Genomic DNA, 17,550 nt, shown 5'->3' with positions numbered 1-17,550 from the left:
ATCAACCGGCCTCGGACGCGGCCAGCAACTCCCGCGCGGCCAACGCCGTACGCAGCACCGCGACCGTCTGCGGATCGAGCGGGTCGACCCCCAACAGCCGCTTGATCAGACCGACCCGGTAGCCCACCGAGTTGCGGTGCAGGTGCAACCGTTCGCTGACCGCCTGCCGGCTGCCCCCGGTCGCCAACCAGCAGTCCAGGGTGCGCAGCAGGTCGTCGCGGTGCGCGATCGGCCCCAGGTGCCGGTGCACGAACCAGCGCAACCGCTCGTCCGGCACGGCCAACAGCACCTGCGCCAGCCCCGCCTGCCCGAACGGCAGCTCGACGCGCTCGTCCGGGGCGCGCAGCAGCAGCCGCAGCAGCCGGTCCGCGTCCCGGAACGATTCCGCCGTCCGGGCCGGCCCGGTCACCAGCGCACCGGCGACCACCCGCACCTGCCCGGCCCCCACGATCTGGTCCAACCGGACCCGCAGCCGGGTCACCTCGCGCTCCACGTCACCGTGCAGCAGGGTCCAGGCCCGCCGCCCCTCGGCCAGCACCGGCCGGTCCAGCCAGCTCAGCGCCGACGCCCAGCGGCGCTGCTGCGCCCCGGTGTAGGCGATCCCGGCGACGGCGTGCGGCTGGTCCAACCGCCAGCCGTGCGCCGCACCCGCCCGCAGCAGCTCGGCCTCCCCGGGTCGCAGTGGCCCGGCCCCGCCGGCAGCGGACGGCCCGGTCTCGCCCGCCTGCGGCAAGCCGGCCTCGCCCGCCCGGAGCAGCCCGGCCCCGCCCCCGGCGGGTCCGGCTGGCGACCCGGTGGGGTCGCCGAGGCCGTCACGCAGGGCCCGCAGCACCGTCGCGGCGTCCCGGACGGCAGGCGGCGGCGACTCGTGCCGGACCGCCTCGATCAACAGTGCGGTGGTCGCGGCCCCCGCCAGCGCCAGTTGCCCGGCCGCGACCGGCTCGGCCAGCAGCAGCGCGCCGAGCCGGCGGGACCCCGCACCCACCGCCACCGCCCGACCGGTCCACCCGTCGACGCAGCGGACCAGGGTCGGCACCCCCGTTCCGGCCCGGCCGGTGACCAGGGCGCGGCGCACGTCGTCCGGCGTGGCGGCGCAACGGGGGCCGTCCGCGCCGTCGCTGGCGGCGAGCAGCTCCCCCGATTCGGCCACCAGCCGGCAGGCCGCGCCGGTCCGCTCCGCCACCGCGGCCAGCAGCTCCGGCCAGCCGGCGCCACCGAACGCGAGTTCGGCGAGCCACTGGGCGAACGCGGCCGGCGCCGGCGCGGCGGCGACGGCCAGCCGTGGGCGGGCCGCCGCCAGCTCACCCGATCGGCTCACGCCGACGGTCGGTCGAGCAGCCGGACCGCGACGGCCTTCTCCTGGGTGTACTCGCGCAGCGCCGCGTAGCCGCCGCCCCGGCTGAAGCCGCTCTCCTTCTGCATGTTGAACGGGAAGCCGATCACCCCGGCGTCGTGGAACTGGTTCACCGCGACCTGCCCGGAGCGAACCAGCCCGGCCACCCGCAGCGCCCGGGACACGTCACTGGTCCAGATGCAGGCCAGCAGGCCGAAGTCGGTGCCGTTCATCAGCGCCACCGCCTCGTCGACGCCCCGGAAGCCCTGCACCGCCAGCACCGGGCCGAAGACCTCCTCGCGGACCAGCCGCATGTCCGAGTCGACCTGGTCGAAGACGGTGGGGGCGACGTACCAGCCGTCGTCGAACGCGGCGGTGGCCGGCTCGCCGCCGGTGACCAGCCGGGCCCCGGCGGCCGGGGCCTCGGTCAGGAAGCCCCGGACCCGCTCGTACTGGGCCTGGCTGACCAGCGGGCCCATGTCGAGGTCCTGGTCCCAGGGGCCGGTCCGGACGGCCGCCATGCCGGCGGCGACCCGCTCCACCACCTGCGCCCGGATCGACTCCTCGACCAGCAGCCGGGAACCGGCGTAGCAGTTCTGCCCGGCGTTCTCGGTGATCGACGCGATGATCGCCGGGATCGCCACGTCCAGGTCGGCGTCGGCGAAGACCACGTTCGGGGACTTGCCGCCCAGCTCCAGCTTGACCGGCACCAGGTGCTGCGCGGCGGCCCGCATGACGGCCCGGCCGGTCACCGTCGAGCCGACGAAGCTGATGTGGTCGATGTCGGGGTGCCCGGTGAGCGCGACCCCGGCCTCGGGGCCGAGCCCGGTGACCACGTTGAGCACGCCCGGCGGCAGCCCGGCCCGGCGGCCCAGCTCGGCCAGCGCGAACGGGGACAACGGCGCGACCTCGGACGGCTTCAGCACCACCGTGTTGCCGGCGGCCAGGGCGGGGGCCACGTTGGCCGCGGTGAGCACGGCCGGCACGTTCCACGGGATGATCACCGCGCAGACGCCGTACGGCTCGGGCCGGGTGTAGCCGAAGTAGTCAGGCGTACGGGTGGGCAGGGTGACGCCGGTGAGCTTGTCCGCGGCCCCGGCGAAGTAGTCGACGATGCCCTGGGTGATGTACATGTTGAGCCGCCCGCCGGAGCGGGGTTTGCCCACGTCACGCGACTCGTACGCGGCGAGTTCCTCGACGTGCTCGCCGATCAGCGCGGCCCAGCGCGAGAGGATCGCGCCGCGCTCGCTGGGCGAGGTGGCCGCCCAGCCGGGGGCGGCCCGCCGGGCGGCGGCGACGGCGTGGTCGACGTCGACCGCGCGGGCGCGGGCCACCGACTGGATGGTCTCCCGGGTGGCGGGATCGAGCACCGGTAGCTCACCGCCGTCGGCGGCGGCGGTCCAGTCGCCGTCGATGAGCTGGCGGGCGGTGGGAATGTCCAGGTCAGCCATGTGCGAATCCTTGACCCTCTACGTTTCGCATGTCAAGATGCAATCTCGCTTTGTGAGTCACTAGGGAGGGCGCGTGCGGATCACAGCGGCGGTGCTGGAGAACGCTGGAGGGCCGTTCACCCTCCAGCAGATCGACCTCGCCGACCCCGGGCCGGACGAGGTGCTGGTCCGGGTGCACAGCGTGGGGATCTGCGCCACCGACCTGGAGTTCGCCAACTTCTTCCCCACCCCGGCGGTGCTCGGCCACGAGGGCAGCGGAGTGGTCGAGCAGGTCGGCGCGCGGGTCACCGGCGTCTCGCCGGGTGACCACGTCGCGATGAGCTTCACCTCCTGCGGCGACTGCCCGCTGTGCCGGGGCGGAAACCCCGCCTACTGCCGCCAGTTCGACGCGGTCAACTTCACCGGCCGGCGACCCGACGGCAGCTCGGCGCTCTCCCGCGACGGGCAGCAGGTCAACGGCCACTTCCTGGGCCAGTCGTCGTTCGCCACCCACGTGGTCGCCCCGGCCCGCGCGGTGGTGCCGATCAGCAAGGAGATCGACCTGGGCGTGGTCGGCCCGTTCGGCTGCGGTTTCGGCACCGGGGCCGGCGCGGTGCTCAACGTGCTGCGCCCGGAGGTCGGCTCCTCGCTCGTCGTCTTCGGCGCGGGCGCCGTCGGCGTCGCGGCGATCCTGGCCGCCCGGGTGGCCGGTTGCGCCGTCGTCGCGGCGGTCGACGTCAACGCCGGCAAGCTCGACACGGCCCGACTGCTCGGCGCGACCCACGGGGTGAACTCCACCGACGGCGACCCCCGCGAGCTGCTGACCGCGATCGCCCCGCACGGCTTCGACGTCGCGATCGACACCACCGGTCGGGAGGACGTGCTGCGGCTGGCCGTCGAGTCGCTCGGCCCGCTCGGCCGCTGCGGCGTGGTCGGGATCGGCCCGAGCGAGCAGATGAGCTTCGAGTGGCGCAGCGTGCTCAACGGCCGCAGCATCACCGGCATCATCGGCGGCAGCAGCCTCCCGCAGGTGTTCCTGCCCAAGCTGCTGGACCTGCACGCCGCCGGCAACTTCCCGGTGGACCGCCTGATCACCCGGTTCCCCTTCACGCAGATCAACGAGGCGGTGGCGGCGCTGCGGTCCGGCGAGGTCGGCAAGGCCGTACTGACCCTCTGACCGGCCGACATCGACGTTTCTGCATCTTATCGTGAAACGTTGTCTCGCTATGTGAGCGACATTACCCTTGGCGTCAGACCCACACCCAGTGGCGCGGCTGGGCAACACCGCGCAGCGTCCCGCACCTGTGGAGCACGTCCCGATGACCGAACAGCAGCGCACCGCCCCGGCCGCCGCGCAGACCGCGACCGCAGACCGGCCCGTCGCGCCCTTCGACCACCACTCGGCCGAGTGCAACACCGACCCGGTGGGCTACTACCGGGAGTTCCGGCAGACCTGCCCGGTGGGCCGGACCGACGCGCACGGCGGCTTCGTCTACACCACCCGGTACGCCGACGTGGTCCGGATCGCCCGCGACGACGACACCTTCTCCTCCGCCCGCGCCACCGCCGGGGGTGACGGCACCGCCATCGTCATCCCCCGGGGCCCCGGCCTGGAGCAGTACCCGATCGAGCTGGACCCGCCCGCCGCGACCGGCTACCGCGACCTGATCAACCCGCTGCTCACCCAGGACGCGGTCGCCGAGCTGGCCCCGATGGTCGCCCGGCACACCACCCGCGTGGTGGACGCCTTCATCGCCGAGGGGTCGGTGGACTTCGTCCGCGACCTGACCAACCCGCTGCCGGCCGCCGTCACCCTCGACTGGCTGGGCTTCCCCGAATCCGACTGGGCCAAGCTCGCCGGCCCGATCCACGACATCTTCGCCGCGCTGCCCGGCAGCGAACGCGCCGTACGGGGGGCCGCCGGCCTGGCCTACCTCGACCAGCGCATCCGCGAGCTGATCGTCGAGCGGCGGGCCGTGCCGACCGGCGACGCGGTGAGCTACCTGGCCGCCCAGCGCCGCCCCGACGGGGAGCTGTTCGCCGCCGACGAGCTGGTCTCGGTGATCGGGCTGCTGATCGCGGGTGGGGTGGACACCACCACCTCGCTGACCGGCTCCACCCTGGTGCACCTGAGCCGGCACCCCGACGACCGGCAACGCCTGATCGAGTCCCCCGACCTGCTGCTCACCGCCACCGACGAGTTCCTGCGGGTGTTCGCCCCGTCGCAGTCGATGGCCCGTACCGTCCGCACCGACACCGAGGTCGGCGGCTGCCCGGTCGCCGCCGGTGAGCGGGTGCTGATCCCCTGGGTCGCGGCGAACCACGACCCCGTCGTCTTCCCCGAGCCCGAGCAGCTCCGGTTGGACCGCGACGCCGCCCGGCACCTGAGCTTCGGCATCGGCAGCCACCGCTGCGCCGGTGCCCATCTGGCCCGGCTGATGTTCCGCGAGATGATCACGCAGGTGCTCACCCGGCTGCCCGACTTCCGGGTGGTGGAGGAGGGCCTCGTCGCCTACCCCACCCGGGGCAACCAGAGCGGTTGGGATGCGATCCCGGCCGTCTTCACCCCGGGTCCCCGCCGCGACGCCGACGCGGCGGGGACCCGGCCCACCGCCAGCCTGACCGGCGACCGGGAACTGGTCATGGCGGCCACCGCCACCGCAACCGACGAGGTGCTGGAGGTACGCCTGGCCGACCCGACCGGCGCGGAACTGCCACCCTGGGCGCCGGGTGCGCACCTGGAGGTGCGGCTGCCGTCCGGGCGGGTCCGGCAGTACTCGCTGTGCGGCGACCCGGCCGACACCCGGCACTACCGGATCGCGGCGCTGCGCGAGCCCGCCGGCCGGGGCGGTTCGGTGGAGCTGCACACGCTGGCCCGAGCGGGCGTCGCCCTCTCGGTACGCGGCCCACGCAACCACTTCCCGCTCGTCGACGCCCCCGCTTACCTCTTCCTCGCCGGGGGCATCGGGATCACCCCGATCCTGGCGATGGCCCGCGAGGCCGACCGCCGGGGCGTGCCGTTCCACCTGGTGTACGGCGGGCGTACCCGCGCCTCGATGGCCTTCGTCGACGAGGTGACGGCGCTGGCCGCAGACCGGGTGACCCTGCTGCCACAGGACGAGGCCGGCCTGCCCGACCTGCGGGCGCTGCTCGACGCCACCGGGCCGGGCACCGCCGTCTACTGCTGCGGACCGACCGGCATGATCGACGCGGTGGAGCGGGTCTGCGCCGAGACGGACCGGTCGGGGCAGTTGCACGTCGAGCGGTTCACCGCCGGTGACGACCTCGAGGTCGCCTTCGACCCGGCGGCGAACACCGAGTTCGAGGTGCACCTGGCGCGGACCGGGGCGACCCTGCGGGTGCCGAGGGACCGCCGGATGATCGACGTGCTGCGCGAGGTCGTGCCGGGCCTGACCTACGACTGCGAGAAGGGCTACTGCGGCGCGTGCGAGACCCGGGTGCTCGCCGGCACACCGGAGCACCGCGACTCGCTGCTCACCGATGAGGAGCGCGCGGCCGGCCGGAGCATGATGATCTGCGTCGGGCGGTGCCACTCGGAGCGGTTGGTGCTGGACCTGTAGGTCCTGCCTGGACGGCCGGCCCGGTCCCGGGGTCGGCCGTCCAGGCGTCCGCCTCCGGGCTGGAGGTCCCGGCCGCACCACGTGGCGCGGCCGGGGCCTCTGATGCGTGCGGCCCGACCGGAGCCGGTGGTCGTCAGGCCGCGTTCGCCAGGGCGTCGAGGATCAGGTCGAGGCCGAAGGTGAACTGTCCGCCGAAGTCGTAGCCGGGCTGCCGGACGTGTTGGGTGGCGAACTCGACCAGGTGCGGGTAGTCGCCCGCCGCGAAACCCGCCATGATCGCATCGGCGACCTCGGTGGCGGAGTCGCCGCCGTCGAACGGCAGTGACGCCTCCTGCAACACGAAACCGAAGACGTACGCGTCGATGACCGCGTAGGCGTGGGCCGTCATCGGCAGTGAGAAGCCCCCGCCCCGCAGCACGCCCAGCATCCTGTCGTGGTGGCGCAGGGTGGCCGGGCCGGGGCTGGTCCGGGTCTCGATCAGGGTCAGCGCCCAGGGGTGCCGGGCGAGGACCGTCCGGGCCGACAGGCAACGCCGGCGCACCTCGGCCCGCCAGTCGCCGCCCGGCGCGGGCAGGTCGATCTCGGCGAAGACCCCGTCGACGAGCGCGTCGAGCAGCTCGTCCTTGTTGCGGATGTAGTGGTAGAGCGACATCGGTTTGGCGTGCAGCGCGGCGGCGAGCGAGCGCATGGTCAGCGCGCCGAGACCGTCTGCGTCGGCGATGGCGACGGCGGCCCGCAGCACCCGCTCCCGGCTGAGCTGCCGCACCGGTTCGCCCACCTGTCGCTCCCCTGACACCCGGTTGACCGCCTGCACCGCCCACCGTACCGTACTAAGTAAGTCGTACTTAGTACGAAGAGCCCTGGAGGCGACGATGTCCCTGCGTGTGGCCGGTCGGTGGGCCGGCGCGTTCTTCCTGGCGGCGTTCGTCGCCTACGGCGCCGGCAGCGCGCTCGCCGGGCACCCGGCCGGGGTGGTGCTGGTGCTGGCCAACTCCGTGCTGGTGGCGGCGATCGGTGCGCTGGCCTTCCGGGCGCTGCGCCGGGTGCACCCGGGCGCCGCCTGGGTCTACCTGGTGGCCCGGGGCGCGGAGGCGTTCCTGCTCGCCGCCGGCATCGTGCTGCGGGACCGGTTCGGCGACGGGGCCGGCGACCTCGCCTACCAGCTGGCCATGCTGGCGCTGGGACTGGGCAGCGTGCCGTTCTGCCTGACCCTGGCCCGGCGGCACTGGCTGCCCCGCTGGCTCGCACTCTGGGGAACCGTCGGCTACGCGCTGCTGGCGGTCGGCGCGGCAGCCGAGCTGGCCGGCATGGCGGTCGGGGTCGCGCTGGCCGTCCCGGGCGGGTTGTTCGAGATCCTCTTCGGCCTGCGGCTGCTCACCCGGGGCTTCACGCCGCCCGGCCCCGCCACTGCCGCCGCCACCGGAGCAGGCACGTTGACCAGCGCCAGCGGTGCAGACGCCCCGGCCACCACCGGCGGTGCAGCCGTGCCGAACAACACCGGCGGAGCAGACGGGGCGGGAGCGGACGGGTCCACGTGCTGGTCGGCTGGGCGCTACGGGCGCCGCTCAGCCGCACCCGGCCCACCGTCGCACTGCTGTCGGCCTGGTGCCGCACCGGGTACGCGGTCGTCCTCGCCGTGGCGCTCACCCACCTGATCGCCGTCGCCGGCCTGCTGCGCGACGGCGCGGGAGCCGACCGGCTCGCCGCCGACGGGCCTCCACGACTCACCGACTTCCAGCAGGTCTGGGACCTGGGCCTGCTGCTGTTCGGCGTCCACCTGCTGCTGGTCGGATGGCTGGCCTGGCGGTCGGACACCGTGCCGACCTGGGTGGCGGCGCTGGTGGCGGTCGCCGGTGCGGGCTACCTCGCCGACTCGGTCGGGTCGCTGCTGTCGGCCGACCAGCCGGTGCAGGTCTCCGGGGTCACCTTCGTCGGCGAGGTCGTCCTGATGGGCTGGCTACTCACCTACGCCGCCCGCCACCGCTCCCCCGGTGCCACCCCACCCGACGATGCACCGGGTGCCGACCGCACGGGGACGGCCCGCCGCGCCACGACACTGGGGCGCTGCGGGCCGTCCTGACGAGGGGCCGGTGGGTCAGTTGCCCCACTCGAAGTTGGGCTCGACCGCCTCGGCGATGTGGAACCGGCCGCCCGGCGCGATCTCGCTGCCGCGCTCGGTCACCACGTGCTTGCCGAAGCCGCCCACCAGCGGCCGGCCGACGTCGCGCTTGAGCCACAGCCGCAGCAGGTGCCGGCGGCGCTCCGGCTCCGGGAAGTCGACGTAACCGGTACGCGAGTGCAGGGCGGCGTAGTTCAGCAGCCACTGCACGTCACCGGGCTGGAAGTCCATGTCCAGGGCCAGGCCGGGAGCCTGGGAGACCTCGTCGTAGAGGTGCAGCAGCTCGATCTGCGCCTCGGTGAGGCGGGGCACCTCCGGGTAGTCCTGCGCCGAGAAGATCATCGAGGTGCCGGCGTAGGTGCTGAAGATGCCGTCGACGTAGCTGCAGATCGGCGAGGTGTAGGTGTGGGCCGGGGCGTCCGGGTCCTGCCGGTGCCAGTCCCAGTGCCACGGCTCGAACAGCAGCGGCGCGAGGTCGGGCCGGCGGCGCAGGATCTCGTTGTAGATGGTGGTGCCGCTGACCAGGCTGCTCGCCCCGCCGGCCTTGGCCGCCCGCAGGCACATCAGCGCGACCACGTCGGAGCTGTCGGAGTGGAACGGCAGCCGGTCGCGGACCCGCGACGGCAGGGCCGACGGGTCGTCGAGGGTCTTGTTGGAGGTGGCGATGACGTGGTCGAGCACGTCGCCCATCTGGTTCTGCCCCATCGGCACGCCGAGGTGCAGCCCCATCAGGTAGAAGATCGCCCCGGCGAGGGTGTCGCCGTACTCCTCCGTGCGCAGGCCCCGGACCAGGATGAAGCCACGTCCGCTGTCGAGCTGGCGGGCGCACTCCTCGTTGAGCCCGGCACAGGCCGCCAGCGGGTAGTCGGCGGCGGTCACCGTACGCAGGTCGGGGTTGTCGGCGACGAACTGGCGGCCGACGGTCTCCAGCTCGGCGCGCTCGGCGTCACTGAGCTGGTAGACCCATTCGGTCGAGGTACGCAGCTCGTCACCGCGCCAGGCGGACGGGCCGGAGATGGGGGCGAGATCGATTGCGGTGGTCATGATGGTGCGCTCCGAGGGTCGGTTCTGCGGAAAACGGGTCAATGTCCCGGGGCGGCGGTGCCGCCCACCGGGCTGATCAACGACGTGGGCGATCGCCGTGTCCCGGTCGGGAGACGGCGTGCCTGTCCATCAGAACGGGGTCTGCGGGTCCCCGGCGGCGGTCCCGGGGCGCATGCCCTCCCGCGGCGGGTGCACCCGCAACGGCTCCTCGTAGCCGCGCACCAGCAATCCAGAGCCTTGCGGAACTCGGATCATGGCGTTCTCCTGCGGCTGGCGATGATCGGTCCAGGCTAACCAACGCCCACCGCAACGTCAACAGAGACACCATCTCGCAATACGATCTATTCTCGTCCTCGGACGGCCCGTCGCGCCGTACCGCCCCGGGCGACCACCAGCACGCCCAGCAGGACACCCGGCAGCCGGCGACGCGGCACCCGCCGGGTGACGTGGGTCAGCGGCACCGAGACGACCGCGACCGTGACCGCGTAGCCGGTGACGAGCAGCCCCGCGTGCGACACGGACACGTCCAGGTCGGTGGCGACCAGGGGCAGGATGCCCACCGGCAACGTCTCCAGGGCGACGTCGAATGCGGCCACCCCGAGAGCAGTCAAGGGTATCAATGAAAGGGTCCCGTCCCGGGTCGACGGCACCGCCGTCAGCCCCGGGTGCCGGGCGGGCGCACCGGAACTCAGCCGGGCGGACGGGCGTTGAGGCGGGCGGCCTGGCGGATCAGGTGGTCGCGTTCGGCGAGGTGGGCGGCCCGGTCGGCGGCCTCGGCGTACCACCGGGCCGCCGTCGCCCGGTCACCGGCCCGTTCGTGCAGGTACGCCGTCACCGCCGCGTGGCGGGGCACCGACGGGTCCACCGCCGCCAGGGCCGCCAGCCCGGCCCACGCCCCGTCGGCCTCCCCGACGGCCACCGCCCGGTTGAGCCGCACCACCGGGCTGTCGGTCAGCCGCACGAGTTCGTCGTACCACTCGACGATCTGCACCCAGTCGGTCTCCCCGGCGGTGCGCGCGTCGGCGTGCAACGCGGCGACGGCGGCCTGGGCCTGGAACTCACCCAACCGGTCCCGGGCCAGCGCCGCCTGCAGGATGCGTACCCCCTCGGCGATCAGGGCGGTGTCCCACCGGCTGCGGTCCTGCGCCGCGAGCGGGACCAGGCTGCCGTCCGGCGTGGTCCGGGCCGCGCGGCGGGCGTGGTGCAGCAGCATCAGGGCGAGCAGCCCGGCCACCTCGGGGTGGTCGACCATCGCCGCGAGCTGCCGGGTGAGCCGGACCGCCTCGGCGGCGAGGTCGACGTCGCCGGAGTAGCCCTCGTTGAACACCAGGTAGAGCACCCGGAGCACGGTGGCGACGTCGCCCGCCCGGTCGAGGCGTACGCCGGACACGGTGCGCTTGGCCCGGCTGATCCGCTGCGCCATGGTCGCCTCCGGCACCAGGTACGCCCGGGCGATCTGCCGGGTGGTCAGCCCGCCGACGGCACGCAGGGTCAACGCGACCGCCGAGGACGGGGTCAGCGACGGGTGGGCGCACAGGAAGTAGAGCTGGAGCGTGTCGTCCACCCCCGACGCGGGGCCGGGGGCCGGTTCCTCGACGACGAGGCCCTCACGCCGACGCCGGGCGGCGTCCGCCCGGCCCGCGTCGAGGAACCGGTGCCAGGCCACGGTGACCAGCCAGCCCAACGGGTCCCGGGGCGGGTCGGCCGGCCAGCCGTGGACCGCCTGGACCAGGGCGTCCTGCACGGCGTCCTCGGCCGCCGCGAAGTCGGCCCCGCGCCGGACGAGCACCCCGAGCACCTGCGGGGTGAGCCGGCGCAGCAGGTCACCGTCCACCGGTCAGTCGGTGATGGTCGGCGGCTCGGTCAGGAACGGGCGCAGCTCCAGCCACTCGTGGATCGGTCGCCCGCCCGCCCCCGGGGCGGCCGACAACTCCCCGGCCAGCTCGACGGCACGCTCGTAGCTGTCCACGTCGATCACCATCCAGCCGGCGATGAGATCCTTGGTCTCGGCGAAGGGCCCGTCGGTGACCGGCGGACGGCCCGGCCCGTCGTACCGGACGAACGTCCCCTCGGGGGCGAGCGCCTGCCCGTCGACGAACTCCCCGCTGCCCTCCAGCCGGGCCGCGAAGTCGTTCATGTACTGAATGTGGGCCGTGATCTCCTCGGGCGTCCACTGGTCCATCGGGACGTCGTTGACCGCGGCGGGGCCGCCTCGGTAGTGCTTGAGCAGCAGGTACTTCGCCATCGGGTGTCTCCTCGGTGCCGGTGCGACCACCATTCTGGCCGCATTCACCCCGGGGACGACGCCGGTCCCCCGTTCTCGACATCCCGGCCGGGATTTTTTTCCCGGCGCTGGGCCGGCGCGGCGACGGCCGTACCGCCCCGCTCACCGCTCCACGAGCTGCCGTACCCGCAGACGTCGGATTCCCGAGACCCGCTCCGTGGGGGCGGACGGTCGGGTGGCGGGCAGACGGACGGTGAAGACCGCCCCCCGGTGCGGCCGGCCCTCGGCCTCGATCGTGCCCCGGTGGCTCGTGACCACCTCCTGGAGCAGGGCCAACCCCAGCCCGAACCGGTGCTCCCCGGCACCCCCGCCACGGTGGAACCGGTCGAAGATGCGCCGCGCGTCGGCCTGGTCGAAGCCGTCCCCGCTGTCCGCGACCACGAACTCGGCGTAGTCGCCGCCACTGCGCAGCGACACGTCGATCCGGCCACCGGGAGGTGTGTGGGCGAGCGCGTTCGCGAGCAGCTCCCCGGCCACCCGGCGCAGCGCCGACTCGACCCCCGGCACCGGCAACGCCTCGCCGGGCAGGTCCGCCGCGACAGTGACCTGGCGTTCGGCGGCCCGGTCCGCCTCGGCGGCGACGGCCGCCCCGACCAGCGCGGTCAGATCCACCGGCGGGTACGCCCGGCGGTCGGCGGGAGCGGCGGCGAGCTGGGCCGAGAGCAGCAGGTCGTCCACGATCTCGCCGAGCCGGCGGGTGCCGCCGATCAGCCGGTCGAGATCCTCCAGGCTCGCCGCGCTGCCACCGGTATGGGCCCGCCGCGCCATCAGCTGGGCGCGGATGTGCACCTGGGCGATCGGGGTACGCAGCTCGTGGCTGGCGTCGGCGATGAACCGCCGTTGCCGGGTCAACGCCTCCGCCAGTGGCGCGACGGCCCGTCGACCGACGAGCGCACCGGTCAGCACGGCGACGAGCAGCCCGACCGCCGCGGCGAGGCTGAACGCCAGCAGCAGGTGCCGACGGTCGGACAGCTGGAACCGCGCGTCGAACACCGCCTGGACGACCAGCCCGTCGTTGCGGGACTCGGTGCGGACGTGGTAAGTCGTGCCGTTGCGGGTGACGGTGGTGACCTCGGTGACACCGGTCGCGGCCACCGAGGTCAGCGCACCGGTCAGCGGAAAGCCCGGCGGCGGCGGGTTGAGACCGGTGTCGGTGATCAGGCCGTTGTAGCGGAAGATCCAGCTGCACGCGGGCGGACCCGGAATGGTGGCGTGGCTGGTGCCCCACGCCAGCTCCCGGTGGATCTGGGCCTCCTGGCTGCGCACCAGCACGGCGTACGAGATGCCGCCGACCAACAGCAGCAGGGCACCGATGGCCAGCCCGACCAGCAGGCCGATGCGCAACCGGGCGCGGCGCACCATCGCCTGCTCCACCAGCTCCATCAGAGCGCTCCGAGCCGGTAGCCCAGCCCGTGCACGGTGCGGACCACCGTCCGGCCGAGCTTGCGGCGCAGGTAGTAGACGTAGGTGTCCACCATGGACGCCGCCGCGGTCTCGTCGAAGACCCGGCGGCGCAGCTCCGCCCGGGAGTGCACGAGGTTGGGCCGGGCCGCCAGCACCCGCAGCAGCTCGAACTCCCGGGCGGACAGCGCCACCCGGGTGCCGTCGGCCAGCACGGCGTCGCGGGACGTCAGATCGAGCAACCCGGCCCCGATGCGCAGCACGGTGGTGGCCTCGGACGCCCGCCGGCACAACGCCCGGATCCGTGCGCTCAGCTCGTCCAAGTCGAAGGGTTTCATCAGGTAGTCGTCGGCACCCGCGTCCAGCCCGGCGATCCGGTCGCCCACCGTGCCCAGCGCGGTGAGCATCAGCGCGCGGGCCGGGACCTTCCGCGAACGCAGCCGGACGACCAGGTCGAGTCCGTCGAGCGCCGGCAGCATCCGGTCGATCACCATCACGTCGTAGGTGCGGGTCAGTCCGAGATGCAGACCCCGTTGGCCGTCCGAGGCGTGGTCGACGAGGAACCCGTCACCGACCAGTGACTCGGTGAGCAGGCCGGCCAGTTCCTCGTCGTCCTCGACCAACAGCAGACGGTTCGATCCTCCCCCGGGCATGCGTCCACAATCGCACAGAGTAAGGCTAAATAGTGACAGCTATCTTTTTATCATTTCACCACCGCGAGGGTCTGGGGTCGGACAGGGGTTTGCCTACGGGCCTCCCGGTGCTCGATCCAACTCAGCAACGGAGTCGTCATCATCGTGGTGACCAGCGCCACCACCACCAGCACGGTGAACAGCGAGGCGTTCACTATGCCCGCCTCCAGGCCGACGTTGAGCGCGATGAGCTGCATCAGACCCCGGGCGTTCATCAACGCGCCCACCCGCAACGCGACACCCTGCGACTCGCCCCGCACCCGGGCCGCCGCCCAGCAGGCACCGAACTTGCCGACGATCGCCGCCGTCACGCAGGCCGCCGCGAAGAGCAGCACCGGCGCGCTGCCCAGCAACCCGAACTCCGTACGCAGCCCCGAATAGGTGAAGAACAGCGGCAGGAAGACCGTCGCGGCGACCGGGGTGAGGGTGTCCACCACCCGGTCGGTGTTGGCGGTGTGCGGCATCACCACCCCCACCGCGAACGCGCCGAAGACCGCGTACAGCCCGATCTCGTCGGTGTACCAGGCGACCAGGAAGAGCAGGGCCACCGTGCCGAGCACCCGGGCACCGTCGTTGAGGCGGGGGCTGGTCATCAACGCGGCGGTCACCCGACGCCCGGCCAACCACAGCACCAGCCCGAACAGCACCGCGCCTGCGGCGGTGACGACCGCCGGCCCGGCCCGGCCGGAGGCGAACGCCAGCACCACGGCCAGCATGATCCAGGCGACCATGTCGTCGAGCGCACCACTGGCCAGCGACAACGTGCCGTGCCGGGTCCCGGCCTGCCCGCGTTCGGTGATGATCCGGGCCAACATGGGGAAGGCGGTGATGGCCAGCGCCACCCCGACGAACGCGGCCGACACCCCGATCGACGTCCCGTCGGCCCGCATCGGCACGGCGTGCGCGGTGGCCAGGACCAGCCCCACCCCCAGGACGAGCGGCGCGGTCACCCCGGCCAGCGACACCAGCCCGGCGGTGCCGGCCAGACCGGTGACCCGGTGGGCGCCGAACGCGTACCCGGCCTGGAACATGAACAGCACCAGACCGACCTGGCCCACCACGTAGAGGACCGGCAGCAGCGCCGTCGGGAACAGGGCGTCCTTCACCTCCGGCAGGACGAACCCGAGCAGCGACGGGCCGAGCAGCACCCCGGCGAGCATCTCGCTGACCACGGCGGGTTGGCCCACCCGGCCGAGCAGCCAGGCCACCGCCTTACAGAAGACGAGGATCACCGCGACCGCGATGAAGAACCGTGGAGCCAACTGGGTGGGGGTCACCGGACCGCCTCCTCGAAGTAGTTGGTGCACAACCGTTGTCGTCGGGCGTCGACGACCATCCAGGCGCCGAACACCAGTTGCCGGACGCTGCGTCCCACGTCGGCCCAGCGGTCCCGCCACCGCATCGCGGCCAACCGCAGCCGCCCCGGGCCGGGGACACCGGCCGGGGTCAGGTACGCCGGGCCCCGGCTGGGCAGCGACCGGCTGTGCGCGGCCGACGACGCCAGGGCGTAGCGGCGCAGCACCTCACGGGTCGCGGCCCGCATCATCACCGGCGCGACCCCGCGCGCCGGGCAGGCCCGGTTGGCGGTGACGCCGTAGGGGATGAAGCGGGCATCCCGGCGGGTCAGCGTCCGCCACCGGTCCGGGTCGAACCGCTCGTCGCCGGCCGGCCCGCTGCGCTGGAACGCCAGGTAGTTGAAGAGCAGCACCGACCCGGCGGGCAGGGTCACCCCGGCGGGCAGCGCGATCGGCGCGGAGGTGATCCGGTGGGCGACCCCGAAGAGCGGATGCAGCCGCAGGGTCTCGTCGATCACCCGGTCCAGGGCGTCGTCGTCGAGGCCCCGCTGGAGATCCGGATGGTTGGCCAGCGCCAGCAGCACGTGCGACATCGCCTCGGACATCTGCACCACCGCCGTGGTGCCGAACGCGCCGTGCAGGTACCAGGCCGTCTCCTCGGCGGTGAACGGCGGCGGCAACGTCACCGGGCAGGTGCCCGCCTCGACCCGCCCGCGCAGGTACCGGGTCAACGGGGCACGCCGGTCCAGGTGCCGCAGGCCGGTGCACTTCAGCGCGGCGGCCACGTCGGCGGCGTTGGCGACGAACAGCGCCCGGACCTCCCTCGGGCACACCTCGCCGAAGATCAGCTCGTGGTAGACCTCCGCCCACACCGGCATCATCAGGTCCCGCAGCCGCACGTGGACCCGCCCCGCCGGCAACTCGTCGAGCACCCGCCGGGTGGCGGCGGTCGCGAGGGCGTCGGCACGCTGCGGGCGCAGGGCGAGCACCCGCCGGGTCACCCCGGCCACCGCCCGGTAACGCTCCCCCGGCTCCAGGTGCTCCTGGTGCATGTGCGGGCCGGGTGACAGCCAGTACCAGAACAGGTCGGACAGGCCGGCACCCCGGCTGCGCCCGTCCGCCGCCGGATCGGCGTACAGCCGCTCGAAGTCCTCCACGCCGACCAGCGGACCCGGCACCGGGATGCCCTCCCCGCCGTTGACGCGGGCGAAGACCCACTGCCGCAGCCGCACCACCGCCGAGGGCAGCCACCGGGGCAGCGTCCAACCCACCCCGAGCACGACCACCGCGCCCCACACCACCGGCCCGCTCACGCCGACGCTCCCGTGGTGACGAGATCGGCGCTGAGGTCGCCGGGTCGGGCGACGCCGACCAGGGCCAACGCCCGGTCCAGGTCGGCGCGCAGCAGGTCGAGCACGTGCCGTACCCCGGCCGCGCCGGCCACCGCCAGCCCCCACAACACCGGACGGCCGACCAGCACCGCCGTCGCCCCGAGCGCCAACGCGACAAGCACGTCCGTGCCGCGTCGCAGGCCCCCGTCGACCAGGACCGGCAACCGGCCGTCGACCGCCGCCACGACGGCCGGCAACGCGTCCAGGGTGGCCGTCACCCCGTCGAGTTGCCGGCCGCCGTGGTTGGAGACCAACACCCCGTCCACCCCGTGCTCGACGGCCAGCCGGGCGTCCTCGGGGTGCAGCACCCCCTTGAGCAGGATCGGCACGGTGGTGAGCCGGCGCAGCACGGCGACCAGCTCCCAGCCCACCCGGGCGTTCATCTCGATGTCCCGGACCCGGCCGTTCGCGTCACGCATGTTCTCGCAGACCATGCCGGCGGGCAGGTCCACGAAACCGTGCCGCAGGTCGCGCTCGCGCCGACCGAACACGGGCGAGTCGACCGTGACGACCAGGGCCCGGCAGCCGGCGGCCACCGCCCGCCGTACCACGGTGGTGGTGAACTCCAGGTCGGTGTGCGGGTAGAGCTGGAACCACAGCGGCCCGCCGGCCGCCGCGATCTGCTCGACCGGCCGGGTGGCCGCCATGCTGACCACCATGACCGTGCCGGCCTCGGCGGCGGCGCGGGCGGTCGCCACCTCCCCCTCGGGGTGGGCCAGCCGGTGGAACGCGGTCGGTGCGACCAGCACCGGCATCGACAGCGCACTACCGAACAGCGAGATCCGCAGGTCGCGCTCACCGGCACCGCGCAGCACCCGGGGCCGCAGCCATCGCCGGCCGAAGGCCGCCTCGTTGGCCCGCAGGGTCCGTTCGTCGTCGGCCCCGCCCGCGAAGAAATCCCAGTGCACCGGGTCGAGCCGACGCCGGGCGGCGGCGGCCACGTCGGCCAGGTTCAACCCCACCTCGTCGGCGGCCGGCAC

The 17,550-nt window shown here is 73.8% G+C and carries 16 protein-coding genes; 4 read left to right on the top strand and 12 right to left on the bottom strand.

Annotation, left to right across the window (positions count from 1 at the left end):
• Position 1: 1 nt before the first annotated feature.
• Both AB0C22_RS07970 and AB0C22_RS07965 read right to left on the bottom strand, forming a co-directional pair.
• On the bottom strand, positions 2 to 1,318 hold the full coding sequence (locus AB0C22_RS07970; RefSeq protein WP_357534171.1) for a helix-turn-helix domain-containing protein: 1,317 nt from the start codon (positions 1,316 to 1,318) through the stop codon (positions 2 to 4).
• Positions 1,315 to 2,784 carry an aldehyde dehydrogenase family protein gene (locus AB0C22_RS07965; protein WP_357534169.1) on the bottom strand — a complete coding sequence of 490 codons (1,470 nt, stop codon included), beginning with the start codon at positions 2,782 to 2,784 and terminating at the stop codon, positions 1,315 to 1,317. The genes AB0C22_RS07970 and AB0C22_RS07965 overlap by 4 nt, the downstream gene beginning before the upstream one ends.
• 73 nt (positions 2,785 to 2,857) lie before the next feature.
• On the opposite strand from AB0C22_RS07965, the gene AB0C22_RS07960 reads away from it, so the two are divergent.
• Positions 2,858 to 3,940 (top strand): NAD(P)-dependent alcohol dehydrogenase, encoded by a 1,083-nt coding sequence (locus AB0C22_RS07960; protein ID WP_219463063.1) that lies wholly within the window; start codon positions 2,858 to 2,860, stop codon positions 3,938 to 3,940.
• A gap of 142 nt (positions 3,941 to 4,082) precedes the next feature.
• Positions 4,083 to 6,344, top strand: coding sequence for a cytochrome P450 (locus tag AB0C22_RS07955; RefSeq protein WP_357534167.1), 2,262 nt, complete (start codon positions 4,083 to 4,085; stop codon positions 6,342 to 6,344).
• Positions 6,345 to 6,477: 133 nt separating this feature from the next.
• Here AB0C22_RS07955 and AB0C22_RS07950 read toward each other — a convergent pair whose 3' ends face one another.
• Positions 6,478 to 7,122 (bottom strand): TetR/AcrR family transcriptional regulator, encoded by a 645-nt coding sequence (locus tag AB0C22_RS07950; RefSeq protein WP_219463068.1) that lies wholly within the window; start codon positions 7,120 to 7,122, stop codon positions 6,478 to 6,480.
• Between the two features lie 94 nt (positions 7,123 to 7,216).
• Between AB0C22_RS07950 and AB0C22_RS07945 the strand changes: the two genes are divergently transcribed.
• Positions 7,217 to 7,999 (top strand): DUF4386 domain-containing protein, encoded by a 783-nt coding sequence (locus tag AB0C22_RS07945; RefSeq protein WP_357534165.1) that lies wholly within the window; start codon positions 7,217 to 7,219, stop codon positions 7,997 to 7,999.
• Positions 7,882 to 8,424 carry a DUF4386 domain-containing protein gene (locus tag AB0C22_RS07940; RefSeq protein WP_357534464.1) on the top strand — a complete coding sequence of 181 codons (543 nt, stop codon included), beginning with the start codon at positions 7,882 to 7,884 and terminating at the stop codon, positions 8,422 to 8,424. Before AB0C22_RS07945 ends, AB0C22_RS07940 begins: the two co-directional genes overlap by 118 nt.
• 15 nt (positions 8,425 to 8,439) lie before the next feature.
• Here AB0C22_RS07940 and AB0C22_RS07935 read toward each other — a convergent pair whose 3' ends face one another.
• From AB0C22_RS07935 to AB0C22_RS07895, 9 genes are all read right to left on the bottom strand, one after another.
• Complete coding sequence (locus AB0C22_RS07935; protein WP_219463071.1) at positions 8,440 to 9,507, bottom strand: TauD/TfdA family dioxygenase; 1,068 nt, start codon at positions 9,505 to 9,507, stop codon at positions 8,440 to 8,442.
• 341 nt (positions 9,508 to 9,848) lie between these two features.
• A complete protein-coding gene (locus AB0C22_RS07930) occupies positions 9,849 to 10,118 on the bottom strand; it encodes a hypothetical protein (RefSeq protein WP_219463073.1) in 270 nt (89 codons plus the stop codon).
• A gap of 77 nt (positions 10,119 to 10,195) precedes the next feature.
• On the bottom strand, positions 10,196 to 11,341 hold the full coding sequence (locus AB0C22_RS07925; protein WP_219463075.1) for a DUF6596 domain-containing protein: 1,146 nt from the start codon (positions 11,339 to 11,341) through the stop codon (positions 10,196 to 10,198).
• A 3-nt stretch (positions 11,342 to 11,344) separates the two neighbouring features.
• Complete coding sequence (locus tag AB0C22_RS07920) at positions 11,345 to 11,752, bottom strand: YciI family protein (protein ID WP_219463077.1); 408 nt, start codon at positions 11,750 to 11,752, stop codon at positions 11,345 to 11,347.
• A gap of 141 nt (positions 11,753 to 11,893) precedes the next feature.
• Complete coding sequence (locus AB0C22_RS07915) at positions 11,894 to 13,174, bottom strand: HAMP domain-containing sensor histidine kinase (RefSeq protein WP_219463078.1); 1,281 nt, start codon at positions 13,172 to 13,174, stop codon at positions 11,894 to 11,896.
• The gene (locus tag AB0C22_RS07910) at positions 13,174 to 13,815 is read right to left on the bottom strand and encodes a response regulator transcription factor (RefSeq protein ID WP_255597633.1); all 642 of its coding nucleotides are present in this window, start codon (positions 13,813 to 13,815) and stop codon (positions 13,174 to 13,176) included. Before AB0C22_RS07910 ends, AB0C22_RS07915 begins: the two co-directional genes overlap by 1 nt.
• A gap of 80 nt (positions 13,816 to 13,895) precedes the next feature.
• Positions 13,896 to 15,161: a cation:proton antiporter gene (locus AB0C22_RS07905; protein ID WP_357534161.1), complete on the bottom strand. Its 1,266-nt coding sequence runs from the start codon at positions 15,159 to 15,161 to the stop codon at positions 13,896 to 13,898.
• Positions 15,158 to 16,492, bottom strand: a complete 1,335-nt coding sequence (locus AB0C22_RS07900; protein WP_357534159.1) for a cytochrome P450 — start codon at positions 16,490 to 16,492, stop codon at positions 15,158 to 15,160. The genes AB0C22_RS07905 and AB0C22_RS07900 overlap by 4 nt, the downstream gene beginning before the upstream one ends.
• Positions 16,489 to 17,550, bottom strand: a complete 1,062-nt coding sequence (locus AB0C22_RS07895; protein ID WP_357534157.1) for an alpha-hydroxy acid oxidase — start codon at positions 17,548 to 17,550, stop codon at positions 16,489 to 16,491. The genes AB0C22_RS07900 and AB0C22_RS07895 overlap by 4 nt, the downstream gene beginning before the upstream one ends.

The sequence above is a fragment of the Micromonospora sp. NPDC048894 genome, assembly GCF_040649765.1.
Classification (GTDB): domain Bacteria; phylum Actinomycetota; class Actinomycetes; order Mycobacteriales; family Micromonosporaceae; genus Micromonospora; species Micromonospora antibiotica.
Note: the sequence above shows the minus strand (reverse complement) of the source record. Positions and strands in the feature narration are given on the sequence as shown.

Excerpts from the sequence above, each read along its gene's own strand:
- AB0C22_RS07965 (WP_357534169.1), bottom strand. The coding sequence starts at position 2,784 with ATGGCTGACCTGGACATTCCCACCGCCCGCCAGCTCATCGACGGCGAC.
- AB0C22_RS07920 (WP_219463077.1), bottom strand. The coding sequence starts at position 11,752 with ATGGCGAAGTACCTGCTGCTCAAGCACTACCGAGGCGGCCCCGCCGCG.
- AB0C22_RS07955 (WP_357534167.1), top strand. The coding sequence starts at position 4,083 with ATGACCGAACAGCAGCGCACCGCCCCGGCCGCCGCGCAGACCGCGACC.
- AB0C22_RS07945 (WP_357534165.1), top strand. The coding sequence starts at position 7,217 with ATGTCCCTGCGTGTGGCCGGTCGGTGGGCCGGCGCGTTCTTCCTGGCG.
- AB0C22_RS07915 (WP_219463078.1), bottom strand. The coding sequence starts at position 13,174 with ATGGAGCTGGTGGAGCAGGCGATGGTGCGCCGCGCCCGGTTGCGCATC.
- AB0C22_RS07935 (WP_219463071.1), bottom strand. The coding sequence starts at position 9,507 with ATGACCACCGCAATCGATCTCGCCCCCATCTCCGGCCCGTCCGCCTGG.